Source organism: Acinetobacter piscicola (genome assembly GCF_015218165.1).
GTDB lineage: Bacteria > Pseudomonadota > Gammaproteobacteria > Pseudomonadales > Moraxellaceae > Acinetobacter > Acinetobacter piscicola_A.
Map to the genome: position 1 here is coordinate 2985267 of NZ_CP048659.1, position 23143 is coordinate 3008409.

19 protein-coding genes are annotated in these 23143 nt (G+C 39.5%); 3 read left to right on the top strand and 16 right to left on the bottom strand.

All coding sequences use genetic code 11. The annotated features are described in order from the left end of the window. Positions 1 to 37: 37 nt before the first annotated feature. Genes G0028_RS14740 through G0028_RS14755 form a run of 4 tightly spaced genes read right to left on the bottom strand, consistent with a single transcriptional unit; the run spans position 38 to position 5291 of the window. The gene (locus G0028_RS14740; protein ID WP_180045781.1) at positions 38 to 319 is read right to left on the bottom strand and encodes a hypothetical protein; all 282 of its coding nucleotides are present in this window, start codon (positions 317 to 319) and stop codon (positions 38 to 40) included. Between the two features lie 4 nt (positions 320 to 323). Beyond that, positions 324 to 590 (bottom strand): hypothetical protein, encoded by a 267-nt coding sequence (locus tag G0028_RS14745; RefSeq protein WP_180045783.1) that lies wholly within the window; start codon positions 588 to 590, stop codon positions 324 to 326. A 5-nt stretch (positions 591 to 595) separates the two neighbouring features. Continuing rightward, positions 596 to 2623: a T6SS phospholipase effector Tle1-like catalytic domain-containing protein gene (locus G0028_RS14750; protein WP_180045785.1), complete on the bottom strand. Its 2028-nt coding sequence runs from the start codon at positions 2621 to 2623 to the stop codon at positions 596 to 598. After that, the gene (locus G0028_RS14755; RefSeq protein WP_180045787.1) at positions 2601 to 5291 is read right to left on the bottom strand and encodes a type VI secretion system Vgr family protein; all 2691 of its coding nucleotides are present in this window, start codon (positions 5289 to 5291) and stop codon (positions 2601 to 2603) included. Before G0028_RS14755 ends, G0028_RS14750 begins: the two co-directional genes overlap by 23 nt. Before the next feature lie 650 nt (positions 5292 to 5941). Between G0028_RS14755 and G0028_RS14760 the strand changes: the two genes are divergently transcribed. Continuing rightward, the gene (locus G0028_RS14760) at positions 5942 to 7183 is read left to right on the top strand and encodes a tyrosine-type recombinase/integrase (protein WP_180045856.1); all 1242 of its coding nucleotides are present in this window, start codon (positions 5942 to 5944) and stop codon (positions 7181 to 7183) included. Positions 7184 to 7319: 136 nt separating this feature from the next. On the opposite strand, the gene prpC is transcribed toward G0028_RS14760, so the two are convergent. The 5 genes from prpC to G0028_RS14785 form a co-directional block, all read right to left on the bottom strand. Next, complete coding sequence (gene prpC / locus G0028_RS14765; protein ID WP_180045789.1) at positions 7320 to 8456, bottom strand: 2-methylcitrate synthase; 1137 nt, start codon at positions 8454 to 8456, stop codon at positions 7320 to 7322. A 2-nt stretch (positions 8457 to 8458) separates the two neighbouring features. Further along, a complete protein-coding gene (prpB, locus tag G0028_RS14770; protein WP_111858393.1) occupies positions 8459 to 9343 on the bottom strand; it encodes a methylisocitrate lyase in 885 nt (294 codons plus the stop codon). A gap of 81 nt (positions 9344 to 9424) precedes the next feature. Beyond that, positions 9425 to 11056, bottom strand: coding sequence for a long-chain fatty acid--CoA ligase (locus tag G0028_RS14775; protein ID WP_130075105.1), 1632 nt, complete (start codon positions 11054 to 11056; stop codon positions 9425 to 9427). Between the two features lie 306 nt (positions 11057 to 11362). Next, positions 11363 to 13198 carry a DUF1302 domain-containing protein gene (locus G0028_RS14780; protein WP_180045791.1) on the bottom strand — a complete coding sequence of 612 codons (1836 nt, stop codon included), beginning with the start codon at positions 13196 to 13198 and terminating at the stop codon, positions 11363 to 11365. 181 nt (positions 13199 to 13379) lie between these two features. After that, on the bottom strand, positions 13380 to 13976 hold the full coding sequence (locus G0028_RS14785; protein WP_180045793.1) for an RBBP9/YdeN family alpha/beta hydrolase: 597 nt from the start codon (positions 13974 to 13976) through the stop codon (positions 13380 to 13382). Positions 13977 to 14270: 294 nt separating this feature from the next. On the opposite strand from G0028_RS14785, the gene G0028_RS14790 reads away from it, so the two are divergent. Beyond that, entirely contained in the window at positions 14271 to 15281 is a 1011-nt protein-coding gene (locus tag G0028_RS14790) for an AraC family transcriptional regulator (protein ID WP_130075102.1), read from the top strand. Between the two features lie 109 nt (positions 15282 to 15390). Here the strand turns inward: G0028_RS14790 and G0028_RS14795 are convergent, their stop codons facing one another. The 7 genes from G0028_RS14795 to G0028_RS14825 form a co-directional block, all read right to left on the bottom strand. Next, complete coding sequence (locus G0028_RS14795; RefSeq protein ID WP_130075101.1) at positions 15391 to 16398, bottom strand: YeiH family protein; 1008 nt, start codon at positions 16396 to 16398, stop codon at positions 15391 to 15393. Positions 16399 to 16408: 10 nt separating this feature from the next. Beyond that, complete coding sequence (locus tag G0028_RS14800; RefSeq protein ID WP_130075100.1) at positions 16409 to 16717, bottom strand: Rieske (2Fe-2S) protein; 309 nt, start codon at positions 16715 to 16717, stop codon at positions 16409 to 16411. After that, a complete protein-coding gene (locus G0028_RS14805) occupies positions 16714 to 17370 on the bottom strand; it encodes a DsbA family oxidoreductase (protein WP_130075099.1) in 657 nt (218 codons plus the stop codon). The genes G0028_RS14800 and G0028_RS14805 overlap by 4 nt, the downstream gene beginning before the upstream one ends. Then, the gene (locus G0028_RS14810) at positions 17367 to 18698 is read right to left on the bottom strand and encodes an MFS transporter (protein WP_130075098.1); all 1332 of its coding nucleotides are present in this window, start codon (positions 18696 to 18698) and stop codon (positions 17367 to 17369) included. Before G0028_RS14810 ends, G0028_RS14805 begins: the two co-directional genes overlap by 4 nt. A gap of 140 nt (positions 18699 to 18838) precedes the next feature. Beyond that, positions 18839 to 19888: a 3-keto-5-aminohexanoate cleavage protein gene (locus G0028_RS14815; protein ID WP_180045795.1), complete on the bottom strand. Its 1050-nt coding sequence runs from the start codon at positions 19886 to 19888 to the stop codon at positions 18839 to 18841. 54 nt (positions 19889 to 19942) lie between these two features. Further along, positions 19943 to 20791, bottom strand: a complete 849-nt coding sequence (locus G0028_RS14820; protein WP_180045797.1) for a TauD/TfdA dioxygenase family protein — start codon at positions 20789 to 20791, stop codon at positions 19943 to 19945. A gap of 66 nt (positions 20792 to 20857) precedes the next feature. Then, positions 20858 to 21844, bottom strand: a complete 987-nt coding sequence (locus tag G0028_RS14825; RefSeq protein WP_180045799.1) for a quinone oxidoreductase family protein — start codon at positions 21842 to 21844, stop codon at positions 20858 to 20860. Between the two features lie 295 nt (positions 21845 to 22139). Between G0028_RS14825 and G0028_RS14830 the strand changes: the two genes are divergently transcribed. Continuing rightward, positions 22140 to 23021, top strand: a complete 882-nt coding sequence (locus G0028_RS14830; protein WP_180045801.1) for a LysR family transcriptional regulator — start codon at positions 22140 to 22142, stop codon at positions 23019 to 23021. Positions 23022 to 23143: the final 122 nt, after the last annotated feature.

A 23143-nucleotide genomic window follows, 5' to 3' on the forward strand; every position in this document is an offset into this window, starting at 1 on the left:
AATTATTATTTGATAAATATGCTTTTGTACATATAAATTACTTTGGTAACTGACCTGGTAAATAAGCTTTACCATCTTTACAAACAAACTTTGTTGTTCCATGCGGCAGGTTATTTTTATCCCAAAAAGCTTCTGTCCATGGGCCATCTTTTGATAAAGGTGAGCCTTTACAATCCATTATCAACCCCCCTCCAGGATATTCCATATAGTTAGTCTTTCTATTTACATCCATTGGTAATGGTCCAAAAGAAGCGAGGAAGCAACCACTCAGACCACTACTAAGAACACAAATCATCAATGAAATCTTGAATTTATACATACAATTACTTCGGTACCTGACCTGGTAAATACGCTTTACCACCTTTACATACAAAATCTGTAGTGCCATGTGGTAAATTATTCTCATCCCAAAAACGTCTTGTAGGTAAACTATTCCCAGATAATGCAGATCCATCACAATCCATCACAATCTCCCCATGCTTATCTCTTAAATAATCATTTTTTATTCCTACAGGTGCACCTAACATTTCAGCACAAGCAGTTAAACATATAGATAGGCTGAAAATACTGATTAATCTTAATTTTTTCATCATCATTATCCTTTATAAATAGTACGTTCAAACATATTTGTCTCAGCATTAATCTGCCCTAAACTGACTTGGGCAAATTGAGAGATAAATCCTTCTGTCGCTAATTGACTAGACCAATGGATATAGTGGTTATATAACTTCTTACGCACTATTTCATCTTGAGGTTCTATACTTTTGATGAGTTGATTGTTATCAAAAGGCTTACACATATTTTGCTGACTGGCTGCATCTTTCTGGTTCTGTTGTTCTATGGTTAAACGGATTCGATCTAACTCCGCATCCCATGCCAAGGCTTGAGCTTTCATATCATCATAGGCAGCACCCCAGATACCTGGTTCACACATTTGATCAATCTCATTATTGATGGTGTCATTTGCCTTCGCATAACGCTCATCATATTCGAATAGTTTGGTATCATCAAATGCATCAAGATTATGTCGTTTACACAGCTCAATCATAATATTGGCAGGAATAATTGGGTAAAGCATAGAGAGTTGTTTGCGATTAATAATCAAGCGTTGATATTGTGTATCTGTAGAGAATATCCCAATTTTTTTAAGCTCTTTGCCAGTATTTTCAATCCATATTTGTGTATTTTTATCTACAGTCTCTATAAATAATCCTTTAGCCACAAGATTGGCTTTGAGCTGATTAAAGTCGACACGTTCCATTTGTGCAAGAGCACTATCTTTAGTACCGAATACATTTGGTTTATGTTGGTTATACTGGTCATAATTCATGATACTTTTGGCTTTTTTCTCTAATACCACGTCATTAGAGGTTTGATTATACTTACTGTTGCCATCGATATAAGCTACTTTTTTTTGTGCAATAGTAATTTTTGGCTCATCACGAGAAGATTCATACCAGTAAGGCTGATTTGCAGTAGTTTTATTATTTTTTTTAGGCTCACTATTTTTTCTAGACTCACTATTTGTTTTATGATCACCTAAACTAGGCTCCCGCTTCCTATGTTTGATCTCCCCTTTCGTTCCTAAACCATCTCCCAAATCGGTGTGACAGCCTGGTATTCGTATTTCAACACCAACGCCTTTTTCTATCGCACTACTGATATCATATAAAGAAAACTTATCCCTATATTCAGTTAAAGCTGCCAAATGTACTATACGGCAAGCTTCATGAGATTCAATCATCAAACCCATATCAGATGGTGGCATATCTTCATCTACAACATGTAAATCTTGAGCAAAATCCAATCCTTCATCATCACCATGGTTGAAACCAATTGAGGATACACAATCGAAAATTCCCATAAATTTGAGTTGCACATGCATTGCTTTGCCTTTAGGCATTACGATTTGTCGTTGATTTGCCGAAGTGTCTCTCAAAGATATTTTACGTAACAATAAATTGGCAAAGATACGAGCCGTTGCAGAACCACGACTAAAGCCAAATAAATTTAACACCAATACATCATATTTTTCAGTTTTAGTCTTATCCCGAATCATTTGATTGAGTTGTTTAAAGGCTTTTTTAATTTTAGATTTCACCCCAGTAGAGCCCCATCCAAGTCCTGCACCAATCGGGTTATCTGCAAAAAACAACTTCCAATCACCACCAATATCTGCAGCATTTCCCGTGCCACAACCATCAATATATAAACTATAGTGGTTTGGTAAATCTTCTTTATATGCTCTATGCATACGGTCAACTGTTGTTGGAAGCCGAGCATAACTAATATTATCTCCTAACGGACCCAAATCTGGATCATATGAATATTTATTCATTTTATCCAATGGTCTTGGTAAGGATTCTGTAGTCCCATCAAATCTTTTCTGACCATTGTATAAATCTGAATTTGTTCTGTTATTCCATGTTCCATCAAAAAATATACTGATTTCAAGTCTTTTAAGAGTTTTTGTGCTTTGGGATTCTGGTGTTGAATTCGTTTGATCATTATTAGGTTGAATAGCCTCTACTTTATTCGCTTTTGAAGGCTTCTGTTTCTCTGTACTATTTGTAGAATTCTCATTTAGCATATTTTTACCTTTATTTCTCAATCCCTTCTTCATCTTGTAAAATGCCACGATCATCAGGATAAATATTTAGACCAGAATTTTTAGCGCCACTAAAAATACGATCAGTTTGCCCTTTATTATCTGTAATACCATAAAAAATATTACCCGCATCATCTATGACTTTGTATTTAAATCCAGTAATTGGGTCTCCATTGATATCTTTAAGTACAAACATCTCATCATTAAACAACGGACTTTCACTGTTAATCGGCTGACTCGCAGGCCCCTCAAACTTATGATCTGCGGCCTGTGCTTTCCAACCACCCGTCGTCCCATGCTCAATGCCATCAGGGGTGATTTTGATATAACTTCCACCCGCATTGATCATAATACCTTGCTTGGCGGTGATCTCTACCCAGTCCCCATGAGAATGAATCTGCACTTTTTCCTGTGCTAAAACATCTATTCCTGCGGTTTGTGCATTCAGCTCAATTTTCTCTTTTGCAGTAAACAAACGAATGCCTTTTAACTGGGAAAATAAACGGATCGCACCACGTACACTCGCAAGCAGATTCTTACCTGCGCTCATGCTAATGTGCTGTCCTGCAGCCAGTGAAATATGTTCACCATTGGCAAGTTGTGTGGTTTTTTCTGACGCTAGATTCACTCCTGTTGGGCTGTGCATCACCACTTGCGGATTTTGTAATTCGCCATCTTGTTTATCCTTTGGATAAACAGCTTGGTTTAAAGCTTGGACAGCTTTCACAGTTTCAGACTGATCATCTACATCTTGGTTTTTATGTTCGACTGCAGAATTGGCTAAGTTTAAATGTTGCTGATACGCCGTATCTAACACCAAAGCCGCTTCTTTCGCTTCTTTGATAAAACCGCTTGCCTCACTACGCCCTTGACTAGTAATTAATAAACCTTTATTGGCACGTAAAACCCCATGCCCATCAGTACGTAGTTCAAACCCTTGCCCACGATAATCTTTCCGCCCACTCGGCTCTGGAATACGCGTGATATAACCAAGGTTGAGTTCACTGGCTTGATGATCAGATTTTAAATGGACTTGTACCTGCCCTTGGGTGTCATCCATCACCAATTGGTTGGCTTGGCTTCCGCCCAATTCTTTCGACTTAATCCCTGAAAGTGCTTTTTGCTCTGGGAGTTCCCACAATGGCATATGTTCAGGATTGGTGAGTCTACCTGCCACAAATGGCATATCAGGATCACCATTAAAGAAGTCAACAATCACTTCTTGCCCAATTCTCGGCAAATGAATTGTTCCAAAGTTATTGCCCGCCCAAGCGGTGGAAACCCTTAACCAACAAGTACTGTTTTGGTCTTTGGCACCAAGTCTGTCCCAATGAAATTGAACTTTTACGCGTCCAAACTGATCGGTATAGATTTCTTCTCCCGCAGGGCCGACCACGGTAGCGGTTTGGGGTCGTCCTTGGGGTTTATCTATAGTTTTGTCTGGACGGAAGATCTGTGCATCAGGTTGGACAAGGAATTCAACTTTGGAATCGTAGAATTGATTATCCGCACGTTCTTCACTCAAATCTTGAATGGTGGTTTGTGTACCAAGGACAAGCCAACTTCGATTGGAATCAGCATTCGGATGGTTTTCTAAGTTAAAACGATAGCCTGTTTGTAAACCTTTGAGATGTCCTTTGCCTTGCGCACGATAACCATGTTGATATAACTGCTCGACTCGTTGTTTGGCTTTGAGTTCACCACCGTCTTCCGCGGAGATAAAGTCGCCTTGTTGCCATTCATAAATTTCTTGTTCAGCAAAATGGTGATCCCATAAAAATTGATCTTGTGCAGTTTGCGTGAGACTCGGTTTTTTAAATTGGAAATCGCTGAGTTGCACTTTACCACTGACCAATTGCTGTGCAGGTTCAAAGAATTCAATGTATTCAGCTTGATTGGGAAAGCGTTGATTGGGTGGATAAATACTGAGCTTACGATAGCCTTCGGCATCCATTTCTTTAAATGCCGCATTGTGATCAGAAAGCACCAAGGTGAGATGGTTTTGGCTATGTTCAAAATGAAAATTAATGCCATGTTCTTGCATTAAACGCTGAATAAAAGAAAAATCATCTTCGCCATACTGTGCTTGAAAATCTAATATTGGGTAGTCAGCACTGCAACGGTATTCAACGGGATAAGGATAGCGTTCCAAAACTTCTTCAATGATTTGAAGGACGGTTTTCTTTTGATAGATTTTATAATTGCTGGTTTTAGTCAATAACCACAACCAGGGTACCAAGGTGATTTTATAAGTGGCATGACGGTTACGTACTGGGAGAACTTCCACTCGATTGACCAAACCACGGTAAAAGCGTGCACCGTTCAGACTCGTTTGGTGGGTCGCATCACCATTGATGTTATTGACTAAGCCCAGTTGTGAATATTCTACTTTTAAGCCATCAAGGCGAATACGTACTGCGATTTCAGTGCCGATTAGACTTTGTAGATTCAGATCTGAACCTGGTGTCCCCCCATTGTCGGCAGTTTGTTTCGAGACAAAGCCTTCCAATCCTCGATAGCCATGGGCAGGGTTATGATATTCATCCCGAACTTTGACGATGAGGTGGTATTCAAACAGTTCATTGATTTTTTCAGTGCCTGAAAGAGAATCAAACCAAAAGTAAGCGGTTCCATACGGACTGATTGGCAAGGCTTCGCCAAATAATTTTATTTGATGGTTCATTTTTTTGATATTAAAAAACTTGATATGTCTTAAATTATAACCAAAGACTTTTTCAACTCTGCCACATTTTTGTCACTTTTTGTTTTCTATATTTTACTTTTCTTTCTATTCTACTTTTAATCTTCCGCGTTATTGACTACAGGTGAGATAATAATTTTCTAGTTTGAATTTTTTCTCAATAAAATAAACTTGAAATGAAAAATATGACCAACAGAAAGCCTGAAAATAGATAATCCTAAGTACACTTCCCCCCTTACTGTATTTAACTATTCTTTCTATACAAATATTTTATCTGTTAACATAACCACATGTTCAAATCCTGAAACAGGATTTGAACTCAAGTGAATTTCAGGCATAAAGGTGTGTCTAAATCTTTTGGGTAACGATTGGGTAATAGATTAATTTTTATTGTTTAATTGCTTTTAAAATTAATTGGTTAGAGAATGTGTTCATCTGACGCCATCTCCACCAAATACCTTCCAAAACATGGCAAAATATGCCAAGTTTTAAAGATAAAAGGCTTAATTCTAAAGGGATTAAGCCTTTTTTCTTGCCTAAACATAACCAAACATAACTAGCTATAGTGTACATACACCGTGTACACTGTCTTGTACATTGCACATTTTATTGAACTCGCTGGTGTACAAGCCATGAAAAGATCAGATATAAAACGCCATCTGTTGTCTGATACTGTAATTGCCAATCTTGGACTTGAATTAAAAGAGTATCGGGAACTAGATGATGAAGGTTTATATTTCCGTGTAAAGCCTGATGGTAAAAAAGCGTGGTTATTCAGATACAAAAAGGCTGATGGTAAATGGTCATGGCTTGGGATAGGTACTTATCCTGAATTGTCAGGTAAAGGCGCAAGAAAAAAAGCGTCTGAGATTGTTAACGACATTTCTCACGGCGACAACCCAATCATTACCAAACAAGAAAGAAACCGCCAAGAGTTAGAACAGAATAATGCTACTTTTGAATTATTGGCTAGAGAATGGTTAGACACCAAAGTAAATACTTGGGTGAATGACACCATGACCCGAAATAAAGGCGCATTAGAAAAACATATATTCCCTGTTTTCGGCAAACGCTTGTACACCACGATCAAGCCGATTGAATGGATGAACCATTTACAAAGTATTCAACAGAAGCAAGGCATCTATGAACAGGTCAACCGAGTTCGGGCAATGTGCCGAGATATTTATGACTATGCAAAGGTCACTGGTCGTATTGACTACAATCCTTTAGAGGGTATTCAAAAGTATTTGCAACAAGGCAAAAAAGAAAACATGGCGCATGTCAGTGAACAGGAATTACCGACATTGATCAGAGCCATCAATAACTACCCTACGATGGACGTAAGAATCGGTTTACAGCTTTTGGCAATGTTGTTTTGTCGTCCAAGTGAATTAAGACAAGCAAAATGGGATGAGTTCGACTTTGATCTTGCTGTATGGAATATCCCCGAAGAACGCATGAAGAAACGCCGTGAGCATGTCGTACCTTTATCAAAACAAGCCGTTGCCATTCTGCAAGAATTAAAAACGTATGAAACTAATTCCGAGTTTTTATTTCCAAGTCGTTCGGACAAGAGTAAGCCTAAATCAGATACCGTTTTTATTATGGCTTTGCGCCGTATGGGTTATGAGGGTCGACAAACACCTCACGGCTTTAGGCATATCGCCAGTACCCTTTTAAATAATCGTGGTTTTGATGAGCGTCATATTGAAGCTGCATTGGCACACATAAAGGATGGTGTAGCAGGTGTTTATAGCAAGGCTCAGTATTTAGAGGACAGAGCCAATATGATGCAGTGGTACGCCAATTATTTAGAAGAAATTGCAGATCAAAGCATTATCCAGTTAAAAAGAACTAAATACACAACCATATAGCTTGAATTTACTTTTGATAGACAAAATTACACTAGCGGAGGTGTCCTGTTATTTCAGTACACATCACATAATCCAGCATATATGATTTGAATAAGCCCTAATGAGATTATCATTAGAGCATTAAGATTTTAAACAATTACGCAGCAGAACGCTCAGCAATTGGAACCACTTTACGCAGTTCAGGACCTGTATAGTCCGCACTTGGACGAATAATACGGTTGTCTGCACGTTGTTCCATTACATGTGCGGCCCAACCTGTTACACGGCTCATCACAAAGATTGGTGTAAATAGTTTGGTTGCAATTCCCATGAAATGATAAGCAGATGCATGGAAGAAGTCTGCGTTACAGAATAATTTCTTCTCACGCCACATCACTTCTTCGCAACGTACTGATACTGGATAAAGTACAGTGTCACCGACATCTTTCGCTAAACGCTCAGACCAGATTTTGATGATGCCGTTACGTGGGTCATTATCTTTGTAGATCGCATGACCAAAGCCCATGATCTTTTCTTTACGTTCAAGTTTACCCAACATTTCACGTTCAGCTTCTTCAGGTGACGTCCAGTTTTCGATCATTTCCATCGCAGCTTCGTTTGCACCACCATGGAGTGGACCACGAAGTGAACCAATTGCACCTGTAATACAAGAATGCATATCAGAAAGCGTCGAAGCACATACACGTGCTGTGAATGTCGATGCGTTAAACTCATGCTCTGCATAAAGAATTAACGATACATTCATCACTTGCTCATGTAATTCATTTGGTTTTTCACCACGTAGTAAATGCAGGAATTGAGCGCCAATTGAATCGTCATCTGTATTTTCTTCGATACGTACGCCATCATGGCTAAAACGGTACCAGTAGCAAATGATTGCAGGTAAAGTCGCTAAAATGCGGTCTGCAACATCTTGCTGTTCATCAAATGATTTTTCTGTTTCAAGATTACCTAACATTGAAACGCCTGTACGCATCACGTCCATTGGGTGTGAGTCAGCAGGAATACGTTCTAATACTTCTTTCAATGCTTGTGGTAATTGGCGAAGTGATTTCAATTTTGCTTTATATGCAGCAAGTTGTTCTGCTGTTGGTAATTCACCAAAGAAGATTAAATAAGCGACTTCTTCAAATTGGCAATTTTCAGCAAGATCTTGCACATCATAACCACGGTAAGTTAAGCCTGCGCCGCTCTTACCTACTGTAGATAATGCTGTTTTACCTGCAACTTGACCACGTAAGCCTGCGCCTGTAAGTACTTTTCCTTCAGCCATTTTTATTTTCCTTCTGTGAATAGTTTGTCTAATGTATTTTCAAATGTATGATAATCAAGGAATTCATACAGCTCTTTACGTTGTTGCATGGTATCTAACACATTCACTTGCGTACCATTTTCACGAATAGAACGGAATACTTCGAGTGCTGCTTTTTGCATCGCGCGCGTAGCTGACAATGGATATAACACCATTGAAATCCCTTGCTCACCGAGTTCTTGCGTTGTGTAATACGGTGTATCACCAAATTCTGTAATATTTGCCAATACTGGTACACCCACTGCATCGCAGACTGTTTTATACATGGTGATATCCGTCATCGCTTCTGCGAAGATCGCATCTGCACCCGCTTCTACACATGCGCATGCACGGTCAATCACCGCTTGCAAACCTTCTTTTTGTAAAGCATCTGTACGTGCCATCACTACGAAATTTGAATCAGTTTTTGCATCGACTGCCGCTTTGATCCGATCTACCATTTCTTGTTGAGACACGATTTCTTTGTTTGGACGATGTCCACAACGTTTTTGTGCCACTTGGTCTTCAATATGAACAGCGGCTGCACCTGCGGCAATCATTTGTTTCACAGTACGTGCAATATTGAATGCACCGCCCCACCCCGTGTCAATATCGACAAGTAAGGGAGTATCTACACGTTCGGTAATACGACGCACATCTTCTAATACGTTGTCTAAGCTGGTCATACCCAAGTCAGGTAAACCATAAGAATAGTTGGCAACACCCGCACCCGAAAGATAAATCGCCTTGTAGCCGACTTGTTTCGCCATCATCGCTGCATAAGCGTTGACTGTACCGATAATTTGTAATGGTTTTTCCACTTCCAGTGCTTGTCTAAATCTTAAGCCTGCAGACGTTTCTTGTGTCATATTCCTTTCCTTGATCATTTTTTCATCTTTTGAAAATAAAGTGTGTCACTCTATTGCCAAAACACTATGCAAATAAAAGACTTACTCTGTTTCTAATAAAACTGAGCCATACATTTCACGTAAATCTTTCTTTAAAATTTTACCCGTCCCCCCGACAGGAATGGCATCAACAAAAATCACCTTGTCAGGAATTTGCCATTTGGCAATTTTGTCATTGTAATAATCCAGAATTTGGCTCTCAGTCACCTGACTTTCTATAGATTTTTTCGCAATTAAAATAGGGCGTTCATCCCAACGTGGATGATGTGCTGCAATTACTGCAACGGTATCAATTTCAGGATGAGCAAGCGCAATATTTTCTAGCTCTACAGAGGATATCCACTCTCCCCCTGATTTGATCAAATCTTTGGCACGATCAGCAATATTCAGATAACCATCTTCATCTAAAGTCGCAATATCACCTGTATCAAACCAACCATCTTCTGTTAAAGCGGACTCAGTTTGCGCAAAATAACGATCAACAATCCAATGTCCCTGAATCTGCAAGTGCCCCGTTGAGTGACCATCTCGTTCTAGCTCAACTGTGCCTTTTTCCTCTTCACAAACACGTAAATGCACGCCAAATGGTGGACGACCTTGGGCTAGACGCACTTGCGATTGATTGGCTTCATCCCATTGATGATGTTTGGCTTTGAGTTGATTCACCACGCCCATTGGACTGGTTTCAGTCATTCCCCATGCATGAATAGTTTCACATTGATATTTTTCTTTAAAGGCTTTAATCATGGAGGGTGGACAAGCTGCCCCACCCACAACATTGCGTTTTAAACTACTGAGCTCACTACCTAACTGCTGTGCAGCATTGAGTAAACCTTGCCAAATCGTTGGAACGCCCAATGCTGCAGTGACTTGATAATCATCAATCAGACTAACCAAACTTGTGCCATCGAGCATTGGTCCAGGTAAGACTAAACTTGCCCCCGTCATTGCGGCTGCATAGGGTGTTCCCCATGCATTGACATGGAACATCGGAACGACAGGTAATATTCGATCTTTAGCAGATAAATTAAATGAATCGGGTAAGCTGCTTGCATAACTATGTAAAACAGTTGAACGATGGCTATATAACACGCCTTTCGGATTGCCTGTGGTCCCTGAGGTATAACACAATGAACTGGCGGTATTTTCATCTAAGATTGGCCATGTAAATCGAATTGACTGATTTTCAATTAACTCATCATAAAACTGAATATCAGGGAAAATTTGAGCAATGTCTGCATCATAAGCATCCAAGCAAATAAATTGTTTGACCTGTGGAATGCTCTCTTTAATTGACAAGACTAAATTGACAAATGTTTTATCAAAAATCAGGATTTGGTCATCTGCATCATTGATAATAAAACTGAGTTGCTCAGGAAACAGGCGTGGGTTAATGGTGTGACAAATCAAACCACTACCCGAAACAGCATACCAAGTTTCCAAATGACGATGGTTGTTCCATGCAATGGTTGCCACACGATCACTTTGTTTTAAGTTGAGCTTTGTTAAATAGTTGGCAAAGCGTTTCGAATTTTCAGCAATTTCCCCCCAACAGGTATGCGTCATCATGCCATCTGTATTTTTTGAAATAATCGCGGTATCTGCATGATACATTTGTGCATGTTCAATTAAACTGCTGATCAAAAGTGGCTGAAACATCATATTGCCGTACATGGAAAATGTCCTTATTCCCGAATTTTTTAAAATGTTTTTTGAATATTGATTATGCATTGCTGCATAAATTGGGCTCTAAATTAGCTTAATTTTTTTATTGTTTTTATCTTTTCACGACACAGACTTATCTTTTCGACACATCGAACTCGATTTTTACCTGATAAAAGAAACCTCGCTTTCACTAAAATATATACATGATCAGTTGTCCCTTTTTAATTAATAAAGCCCTTCCTCCTCTCCACTTTCAAAAGTAGACAAAAAGAAGAGCTAAATTAAAAATATTGGAAAGAGTTAACATGTCCTAGATTAGAACTGCATTTTAAAGACCAATGATGCAAAATCACGATCATCTAAAACACTAAACTCATTATTCCCAAAGAAATTTGTGTAAGAAAGCTCTGTCACATATTTCTTTTGATACGTTGCCGAAACGCCCGCACTGATGGCCATTTGCCCCTCTTGAAAATTAGGCCCATAACCTTTGATATCATGACGGAACATTAAACTTGGTGAAACTGTAGTATCAGCCAGTAAGTCGTTATAACTCAACGCACCTCTTAAACGATAACCTGTTGACCACTCTTCAAAAAAGCCTTCATCATTACAGTATTTGGCATTGAGATCTCGAATTTCTTGATCAGATAATTGCGCTGTTTTTGGTGCAATACAATAGGTTTCCACTTTATTTGGGTCATATGCTCCTGTTGACAAACCACTACGTCCAAAAGCACCACTACGTCCAAAATGGTATTGATCCGTATCACCGATGTGATTAACCCCTAACTCCCCCACCAACGATAACGTACTTGCACCCAAAATATTCGGAATCACTGTTGCAGCACCCAAAGTCAACTGTGTAACAGGGACTTCAGCAAAGCCGTTGATTCGTTCACCAAGTTTTAAAGTTTCACCTGGCACTGTGATCGGCGTGTCATTATAGAGGGCTTGTGCATAGACCATATCGGTACTATTAAAGTGCAATGGCATATTCGGTTTATAATTTAACTCACTAAAAATAGAAGTCTTACCCACTTTACCTGTCAAACTTAAACCATACATTTTAATATCTTCAGGATAAACCGATAAAATGCGAGCAGTATGATAATTGGTAGCGCCTGGTTCAGACACGACAATGCCATCAAAATGCAAAATTCGACTATGGTAATTGGCGAAATATGCGCCTAATTCGGCATTATTCAAACTTGGAATAATCTGTTTAATTGACACCCCATATTGACCACTGTTCTTAGCATATTCACTAGGTAATCGAGCAACAGTAAAATCTAATGGACCATTGATGGCTTGGTCTGTAGTAAAGCCCGGACCACCAATCAATAAAGGCCCACAATTTTCTGCAAAAACATCAGAGATTTCAAAGAAAGTTCCACAACCATCTATCGTTGATGGACGAAATTTAAACTGATAAAAACCTTCAACTTTAGTTTTATCCGATAATCCAGCGACAAAGGAAAACATCTCCACAGGAATGATGCGTTCTTTGACATCACCTCCTGGACGGTTCATGGCTGCATAGTCAAAAGCACTGACTGAATTTAAACCGTTTTGAAAGAATTGAGATTTCCCCCAATTTAAAGCATGTTTACCGAGTTTTAAATCTAGACTTTTGCCATGATCAAAACTTAAATTTTTCCAAAGATAAGCATCCCAAAGGTCAATTCCTTTGTATTTCACCAAACGCGGCCATGCTGAATCATCAAAAGGGATAAAATCCCCTTTGCCTGTTTCATAAGCGTGATCATACCAATACTTTGCACTAAGTACGGCGCCTTGGTTTTTTCCATTGAGACGGAATTCTGTTAAACCTTTTACAACTTGTGAAATCGCATCACCTTTTTCAAAGTTAGCGCGTCCATTATCACCATTAATATCGATACTGCTTCCCTCTTTACCGATACTCAGCGCATCAGGTCGGTATAGTAAAGCAGGATCAGGAGCTTGAGTACTCCAACTCTGCCCGATACTTAACTGAGTATGAGTTTCAAGTTTCCAATCCTCATTAAATTCAAACGACGTAGCAGAAACCTCTGCTATGCTGAACACTAACCCCATACACATACAAAGCTGAGTCAATGAAACAATAGGCTGTTTGGTATTTTTTAAAAACAAAGTGTTACTGACCATATCATCTCCATATCGATATGATTTATTCATGATAAGTTTTGGCGAACATCGTGTAGGTGATGAGCTAAACTGTGGTTTTTGTTATATAAAATCTTTTTCTCGCATTGATTTTATTCAATGCTTTTTCTCAAAGATGGCTTCATCCTCTTCAACCCATCTGTTTTTATTTATATTTGGACACTTATAAGACGGTATCAACACGCTGTTCTATAGCGTCCAATTGAGTGATAAATTTGACCGCTTCAGGCCAAAGACCAAATCCTGAGGCAGGATTCATATGCCCCACTTCACCCAAATTCACCCATTCACTGCCCCAGTTTTTCGCCATTGTTTCAACAGCTTTTTGACTGGCTAAGTGATCATTTTCACTTGCAATTACAATGCTTGGAAAGGGTAAAGTTTGTTCAGGTAAAGGCGACCAACCCTGTTGTGCCAATACTTGAGAACTTGGATAATTTTCTGGCCAACTTTGCTTTAGATCAGGGGGTGTAACCAACAACGCACCTTTGATTTTTTGTGATGAATAAATTTGTGCCCAATGAATAGTCATTAATACCCCTGCACTATGTGCAACTAAAATCACTGCACCTTCAATTTGATCTAACTCAGCTTGAATACGTGCTACCCGATTAGCACAACTTAATTTATCTACTTCAGTCGGAGGAACAGTACGTACCTTTTCTAACTGCGCAGCCAATAAAGTCTGCCAATGCTCTTCCACATGATCTCGCAGTCCTGGAATGATTAAAATCGTTGCCTTTGTGCTCATTTTTTCCATATTTTCTACCTTTTGCATCCTGCAATAAAAGGACAATAATTCATCAAAATACTCAGTCACAATACAAGTTCAGTATTTCCTAAAATACACATTAGATGACATTTACTTTTCATTTGATGACACTTTCACTAAAACCATTTCATCTGTATAAAATCAGATTTACATTCATTCAATCTTGAAAATAGCTACATCTCGTTACGATTAAAGTCGTGATGAAAACTATGATGAACAGAAAATTTTCGTTATAAATAAAACTCGACTAGGAAGGTCAAATTTTAAAAAGGAGAAATTCAGGTGATTCCTCTTGCTCATATGGCGGTGTTAAAAAATTACGTCCATGTCACACAACAATTAGACATTAATCCTTATTATTTATTGTCTGATGTTGGACTATGTCCGACTCAACTGACCAATGCAAAACAACGTATACCTGTAGATAAAGCGATTTCATTACTCGAACAATCTGCCCAAATGAGCCACTGTGAATCTTTTGGTTTACGTATGGCTGAAGAACGCCACCTAGCTGATTTTGGTGAAATTAGTCTATTGTTAAATTATCAACAGACTTTACGTGATGCCTTAAATATCATTGTGCGCTATCGAAATTTATTTAATGATGCACTGGCAATTTACATTGAAGAAATCGATAAAACAGTCATTATTCGAGAGGAGGTTGTGACAGGTATATCCGCCTATAGCCGCCAAGCAATTGAACTCGCAATCGGTATTACCCATCGTTTTTGCGCAGCATTACTAGGCCCTAAATGGCGTCCTTTAAGTATTCATTTTACCCATCCTGCACCCAAAGATTTATCCACACATAAGCGTATTTTCGGCTGTACTTTAAAATTTGGCAGTGAATTTAATGGGATTGTCTGTACAGCAACAGAGCTAGATACTGCTAATCCCTTAGGTAATACGGCAATGGCAGATCATGCGCAACGTTATCTTGATATTTTACAAAATGATGGTGAGTCCTCGCTTATTTTTGACCTTCGTAAAAGCATTTATTTATTATTACCGATGGGACGTGCCACCATTGACCAAGTGGCTCATACGCATGGCTTAAATGTACGAACACTACAACGTCGTTTAGTTGCACACCAAACTAATTTTAGTGATTTGGTCAATGATGTTCGCCGTGATCTGGTATTTCGTTATTTAAAAAATTTAAATTATTCATTAGGGCAAATCTCTGATATTTTAGGATATTCAATGCCAAGTTCATTTACGCGTTGGTTTATCAGTCAATTTAAAATGGCGCCAAATACATGGCGTGAAATGAACAAAACCTTATTGCACTAAGTCGAATCATCAACAGCAATCATCTATCCATTGAAATTATACAAAAAGGCGTCTCTATGATGGAGAAGCCTTTTTTGTACTGTCCAATACTCATCAATCAACCGCTATACTATAGCCATAATTTCATAAGTGCTAAGACCAATACCACCAAGAAGATACTTTCCCCAATCATCAATAAAATTGGTTTCATTCCCACACTTGCCAACTCTTTCAGCTGTGTTTTCATGCCTAATGCACTAATCGCGATAATTAAGCACCAACGTGACAATTCATTCAGTCCACCTTGAATGATCGGTGGAACCCATCCCGTACTATTAATACATGCAAGAAGCAAAAAACCTACAGCAAACATCGGCAACAATGGTGGACGTTGCCCTGTGCCATCATCTGCACCTTGCATTCGCGTAATCATGGCTGCACAGACAATGACAGGCAGTAACATCGCCACACGCATTAACTTCACAACCGTTGCAGTATCGCCTGTTTCTGTTGACATGCTATAACCAGCACCGACCACTTGTGCAACATCATGAATGGTTGCCCCCAAAAAAACACCTGATGCCAATGGAGAGAGTTCCAACCCTCTTGCAATCATGGGATAAACAATCATTGCCAATGTTGAAAGTGCAGATACACCTATCACGGTAAATAAAGTCGCTTTTTCTTTTTGTGGATGATTTGGTAACGCCGCAGACAGTGCTAATGCTGCTGATGCACCACAAATTGCAGTCGCTCCCCCTGTAAGCATGCCAAAAAACTTATTAAAGCCAAGCGCCTTTGCAGCAAACACAGATGTAGAAATCGTGACTGCCACTAAGGTAATCACCATAACAACAGGCTGCCACCCTAATGCTGTGATTTGCCCTAAGGTAATTCGCATGCCTAAAAGTGCAATGCCGATTCTTAACACAGTACGTGCTGTAAACTCTATACCTGCTTTGCATTTTCCATCATTCGATAGAAAATTAAGTGCCATTCCGAGCAATAAAGCAAATAGCATCACAGGTGCACCATAATGCTCAGATAAAAAGCACGCAGCGGCGGCAACGACAACACTTACAACAAAACCTGGCATCAATTCACGTGTGCGTAAATGGAGAGTTTGAATATTTGGCATGTACTTCCCCTCAATCCATCACGATAAAAATTTGATCATCGATCTTTTCTACGAGATATGTAGTGACTTTAAAATGAGTTGAGTTATTCAAATATCCTGTTGCCAAATCAAATTTAAGCCCATGTGCGCAACATTGAATCGTTTGTCCTTCAAGTTTACCACTGAATAAAGATGCACCCTGATGAGGACAACAATCATTAATCGCATAGAGATTTTCCTCAACATTCACTAAAACAATAAACTGATCTGCAACTTGCAAAAATGTACGTTGCCCTAAAGTCGGAATTTTATCCTGAGGAACGTGAAAACGACTGGTCATGCATATTGCTCCTGCATTTCCAATGCCTCAAGCATTGCCTGATATAAAGCTTGCGCAGGCTGAGCGCCTGCCATTGCAAAACTTCCATCAAATACAAAGTACGGTACCCCTTTACCCCCTGTATCTGCTGAAATAAATGCCGTGTTATTCTGTGCTGCAAATATTTTTTCTAAGACCTCATCGGTAAACCCACAATAGCTTGCTATTTTTTGTAAGGTTGCAATATCACTGATATCTTCTGAATGATGAAAATAAGCTGTAAAAATAGCTTCAAGCAAACGATCACAGAGTGTTGGACTTGCAAATTTCAACGCATTTTTAAATAAAACATGTGCTTTACTTGTATTGGGCATTCGAGGAATCAAATTAAAATCAAGATCGATACCTACAATTTTTGCGGCTTGACGAACTTGTTCTTGTCGTTGACGTACAGCTGTCGCATTGCCTAATCTGACCAAATAAAATGCTTTAAATGGCACGCCGTCTTTTGGAATTTGCGGTAAAAGCTGTACACCACGCCACTGAAGCAGCACATTTACATCTGGATGGCTTTGTTTTAATTGTTGTATAGCGTTATTTAATTGACGCTTTCCAATCAGACACCAAGGACAAATAAACTCAAAAAAAACATCGATCGTTAATTGACGTGTCATGATTTCTCTTCCATATCTTGTACATCATTTGTTGCCAAAGCTTGCTGATTGGCACGTTCCATGTCTTTGTGGTAATGCCGTTTGGCATATAAGAACACCACAGCCGCTAAAATACTGACCAAAGGCATCACTCGAAAAGCATCATGTAAACCAATGACATCGGACAGCTTTCCAATCACCAATGGACCAAGGGCTAAACCTAAAAAGTTATTGGCTAAAGTTAAAGTTGCAAATGCAGTACCATGTACCGAGTTATGGGTTAAATTCGCCACCATTGCACTCGAAGGACCATTGGTACCCAAAGCGATAAACATACCTAAACAAATCAATAATAATTGTGCTGTTCCTGCCGGTAAGGCGAAGGCAACAGACAAAAGAATGCAACCACCAATACAATAAATTATTGCTAAAACAACTTTACGATCAGGACGATCTTTCCCTAAACGGTCACATAGCATGCCGCATAAAATTGTCCCCACCGCACTAAACAATACAATGATGGCAGCAGTAATCCCTGCCTTATCAGTACTCATACCGTAATAACGATTCAGATAACTTGGCATCCATACAATCACCGTGCCACCAACAAAAAGCTGTAAACCACTGCCGATATAAGTCGCAACGACAGAACGACTTGAATACAAACTTCTGAGCGGATTTTTTGCTGATTTTATTTTTTGCCCATGATGATCAAGCACTTTGGGTGCTGCTATTTTTTTCTCTTTTACCACAAGTGGATAAAGCATTGCCAAAACTAGACCAAAAATTGCCATCCCTGCAAATGCCCAGCGCCATCCAAAATGTTCCGCCATGACACCACCGAGTGACATGCCTAAGAATGAACCAAAAACACCACCCGCCATAAATGCACTGGCTAATGTTGCTCTCATTTCTCTTGGAAATACGGCAACCACAACAGCAATACCTACACTGCCATAAGCAGCCTCACCGACACCGACAAAAAAACGAGCAATAAACATATGTTGATAGCTTTCAGCAAGCGCACACCCTAAAGTTGCTAAGCTCCACAACACAGCCATGATTGTTAAACTTTTGACCCGTCCAAAACGGTCAGCCAGTAGTGATAATGGTAGAGTGAGCAAACCCACCATTAATGCCACAATGCCACTGAGTAGACCTAACTGACTATCAGTTAATGCCCACTCACTTTTAATCAGTGGAAAAACAGCATTTAACACTTGTCTCGACATGTAGTCTGAAATCAGTAAACCAAAAGTAAGGGCAAAGACCATCCAAGCATAACGACGCGGAATACCGATTGACGTATCAACACCTGTCGCATCGGATGTATAGTGATGTACACCCATAACCACCTCCTTGTATTTTTTATCATTTGTAGTTTTTAATCTTTGGAGGATTACACTTCGCTTAAAAAAGTATAATCCTCCTAAATTCCAGCGATTCGAGTTAAAATTCCGTATAACTCTTGATTTTCGCTTGAATGTAATTAGCGCTGTGGTACGCCCTTTTGTCCTGCTTTACGATTGGGTGCCATCCCATTTGCAAGTAAAGTTTCTTCAATGGTGTCGTACTGCACGCCAATGCGATAAATGTCACGTGCCTCTTGACCATTTGCCACTTCACGCCCTAACTCATGTGCAATACGTACAGTTTGTTTGATCTGCTCAACCGAAGAGAAGCGCTCACCTTTATGGTTAATAATGGTGTCTTCATTCCCCACTCGCGCATGTAAACCCATTGCCATTGAGATAGTGTTCAGTGGTAATACATTTTTCAGTAAAGACTCAGAAGTTAAGGTACAGCCATCAGGTACACGGTGAATAAAGTTAAAGAAGTTAAATGGGTTTGGGCCATCAAAACCACCACCAATCCCAATCCAAGTTAAGTTCATTGGTCCTTTATACAAACCTTTACGAACAAGACGCTCTAAAGTTTCTAGTCCGTGCATTCCTGTTAATTGGAAATGTGGTTGAATGCCATTAGCAGCCAAACGTTTTAAATGCTCAATCAACCATTCGGGACCTGCAGGTACTGTCATTTCTGCATAAGCTGCTTGAATTGCAGGATGTTCAAGTGATGTACCTTTGAGATATTCTGGATATAAAAGTTCCATAATATTCATTTGCGTGGTGTTAACAGCAACAGTCACTTGATCAGGTTTTGGATCTAATTCAGCCAATTTATGACGCGTATCGTCACTCAACCACAATGCTGCTTCACCTTCACTTTCAGGTGCAAAAGAAATCGAGCCGCCCACCTGGATGATCATGTCGGGCACAGCCGCACGTACACCCGCAATCAGTTCATTAAATTTAGATAAGCGTTTTGAACCTTTACCATCTAATTCACGTACATGTAAATGCAGTACCGATGCACCTGCCTCATAACACTCCACTGCTTTTTGGATTTGTTCTTCCATTGTCACAGGAATATCTTCTGGAAAATCTTCAGGCATCCACTCTGGACCATACGGTGCAACAGTAATCACCACTTTTTCCATATTTTCAGGATGTAAAGAATCATCAAAAAATTGCATGTGCATCTCCTATGCGATTTATAGAATATTTTTTAGATAAAATAATTTTTAAAATTAATATGTTGCATCACCGATGATACCCGCTCGCTCCATTTTGCGATGACATGCGGGATAATCCATCACAGCATAATGCTGCGTACTCCGGTTATCCCAAATCGCAATACTGTTGGGTTGCCAACGCCAACGTACTTGATATTCAGGGATATAGGCTTGAGTAATTAAATAACGTAACAACTCGCCAGCACCCGGATTGGCATCTTGCCCTATACGTACACGATCTTTCGTATGAAAATTGCTGAAATGGGTCGTAAAAGCATTTACATATAAAATCTTCTCACCGGTTTCAGGATGAGTACGTACGACAGGATGCTCAGCATCAGGGTACTGTGCTTTTAACGCTAAACGTTTTTCTATCGGCATCGCCGCACCAAAACTGGCTTCGATACTGTGATAAGCACGTAAATCTGCGATTTTGGCTTTAACATCTTCGGGTAAATTTTCATATGCCATCGCCATATTGGTCCACATAGTATCGCCCCCAACTGGTGGGCACTCTACACAGCGCAATACGCAACCCATTGGCGGGATTTTGCGCCAGCTTGCATCGCTGTGCCATGCATTTTCATAGCGGTCTACAGGACTTTCTGGTGTCTTATAAATCTGAACCAAACCAGGGTGATCAGCATGGCTACCTGCCACAGGATGATCTTCAAGCTGACCAAAAAGTTCAGCAAACGCGACATGGTCAGCGCGTGAAATATTTTGATCTCTTAAAAACAAGACCTTATGTTGAAGTAAATGCGAGCGTATTTCAGCAAACATATCTGAATTATGGATGGCATCCGCCAAATTTACACCACGTAATTCTGCACCAATATTGCAGGTTAACTTTTCTACTTGCATAAGAAATCCTTTCTAGCAAAAAACCTTCGTTTCTAGACTGAAGTAAGTAGCTCACAAGCGTGAGATTTAGATCATAAAAATAGAAGATCCGATAGTTTTACGAGCTTCTAAATCACGATGAGCTTGAACTGCATCCTTGAGTTCATAGCGTTGATTAATTTCAATTTTGATACGACCATTGGCAACATGATCAAATAATTCATTGGCCAAAGCCTGCTTTTCGGCTGGGTCGGCGATGTAATCTGCAAGTGCTGGACGTGTAATAAATAATGAACCTTTCATTGCAAGTAAGACAGGATTAAATTCTGCAATTGGACCTGACGCCGTCCCTACACACACCATCAAACCACGGCGTTTTAATGAATCCAACGATGACATAAAGGTATCTTTGCCGACACTATCAAAGACGACATTAACCCCCACACCGTTGGTCAGCTCACGCACACGCTCAGCGACATTTTCATGACTATAATTAATCACATGATCACAGCCATGTGCACGAGCAACAGCTGCTTTTTCCTCAGTAGAAGTTGTACCAATCACCGTTAAACCCAGTAATTTTGCCCATTGCGATACAATCAGTCCAACCCCACCTGCTGCGGCATGCAGCAAAATTGTGTCACCTGCTTTGAAGTCATAAATACGGCGCATTAAATAAGAAGCAGTTAAGCCTCTCATCGTCATTGCGGCTGCTGTTTCACAAGAAATGGCTTCTGGCAGTTTGATCAAAGCATTGGCTGGAATATTGCGTGCAATGCTATATGCACCTAGCGTGTTTAAAAAACCTGTATATGTGACACGATCACCCACTGCAAAGTCAGTCACACCTTCGCCAAGAGCTTCAATAATGCCCGAAGCTTCTGTACCAATCCCATTGGGTAGTGGAATCGGATAAGTCCCATTACGGAAATAGGTATCGGCATAATTCAAACCCACTGCAACGTGACGTAAACGGACTTCACCTGCTTGGGGCTCACCTAAATTTACTGTTTCTAAGCGCATTACATCAGGTGTACCGGTTTCATAAAAACGTACTGCTTGTGTCTGTGTCATTTTCCTATCCATGTTTTGCTTATTATTGATTGCTAAATGCATAATCTAAAACTACAACACCCGACTTCTTTACCCTTTACATTTGACGACAGTGACTTAACATTTTACGACACAATCTTTTAAATGAGTTTGTTCAAATCCCCTTGGTTTTTTAATTTTTTTGGTTAAAAAATACTCTTTCATTACTTTAGCTAATAGGTTTAACGCCCTTCAATCTCATCTCATTTAGCAACTTCCCTATTTTTTCAACATGCTTTAAGGTGGGTTAGCTGTTGAAACGAATAAAGGAAAACGGATGACCCTCAAACAACTCAAAGCCTTTTTGGTGCTTGCCCGTGTTTTAAATTATGCCAATGCCGCCGATGAACTGTGCTTGAGTCAGTCCGCCTTGAGTTTGACTATCAAAGCTTTAGAAGAAGAATTAGGTGGGAAACTCTTTAAACGTACCACCCGTCTGGTCAACCTGACCCCTGAAGGACAATCCTTAATTCCCTATGCCAAAAAATTGCTCGCCAATTGGGAAGACATGGAAAAAGATGTCAAACAACGCTTTCAGTTACATCGTGGCAACTTAAATATTGCCTCCATGCCCTTTGCCACCCATACTGTCTTACCTGCCATTTTGAATGAGTTTTCTAAACAGCATCCGAATATTAATTTTTCTATTCATGATGTACCTAATGAAAAAATTATTGAAAAAATTCAGGAAGGTATATTTGAAATTGGGATTTGCTTCGAACCGCCATTTCATCATCAAATGGTATTTGAACCTTTATTTAAAGAAGATTTTGTCGCCGTTGTTCCTAAAGATCATCCACTGGCAAAACATCCATCCATCAGTATGGCAACGCTGTGTAGCTCCCCATTTGTGACTTTACAAAAACCGTCCATCATTCGTCATGTGATTGAAGAATGCTGCATACAAAACAACTTCGTTTTGGACTTAAAATTGGAATGTCATCAAATCAGTTCGCTGTCCCATTTTGTTGCCTATGGAATGGGTGTCAGTGCAATTCCACGACATTTTCAGCAATTTATTGATTTAAAAAATAATGTCCTCGTTGAAATCAATGAAGGCAATGTACAGCTTAATTTAGGATTGATATATAAAAAAGACACGGAACTTTCACATATTTCCGCTCAATTTATTGAAATTGTCACTGCATATTCATTTTAAAAAAGCGGCATGCATTTACACACGACTCAAGCAATTTTGCTGATTAATGAGTTTTGCTCATTAATCCTTTAAATCTTTCAATTTCTCATGCGCTTGCTGCAATGTTAATAATAAGTAAAAGG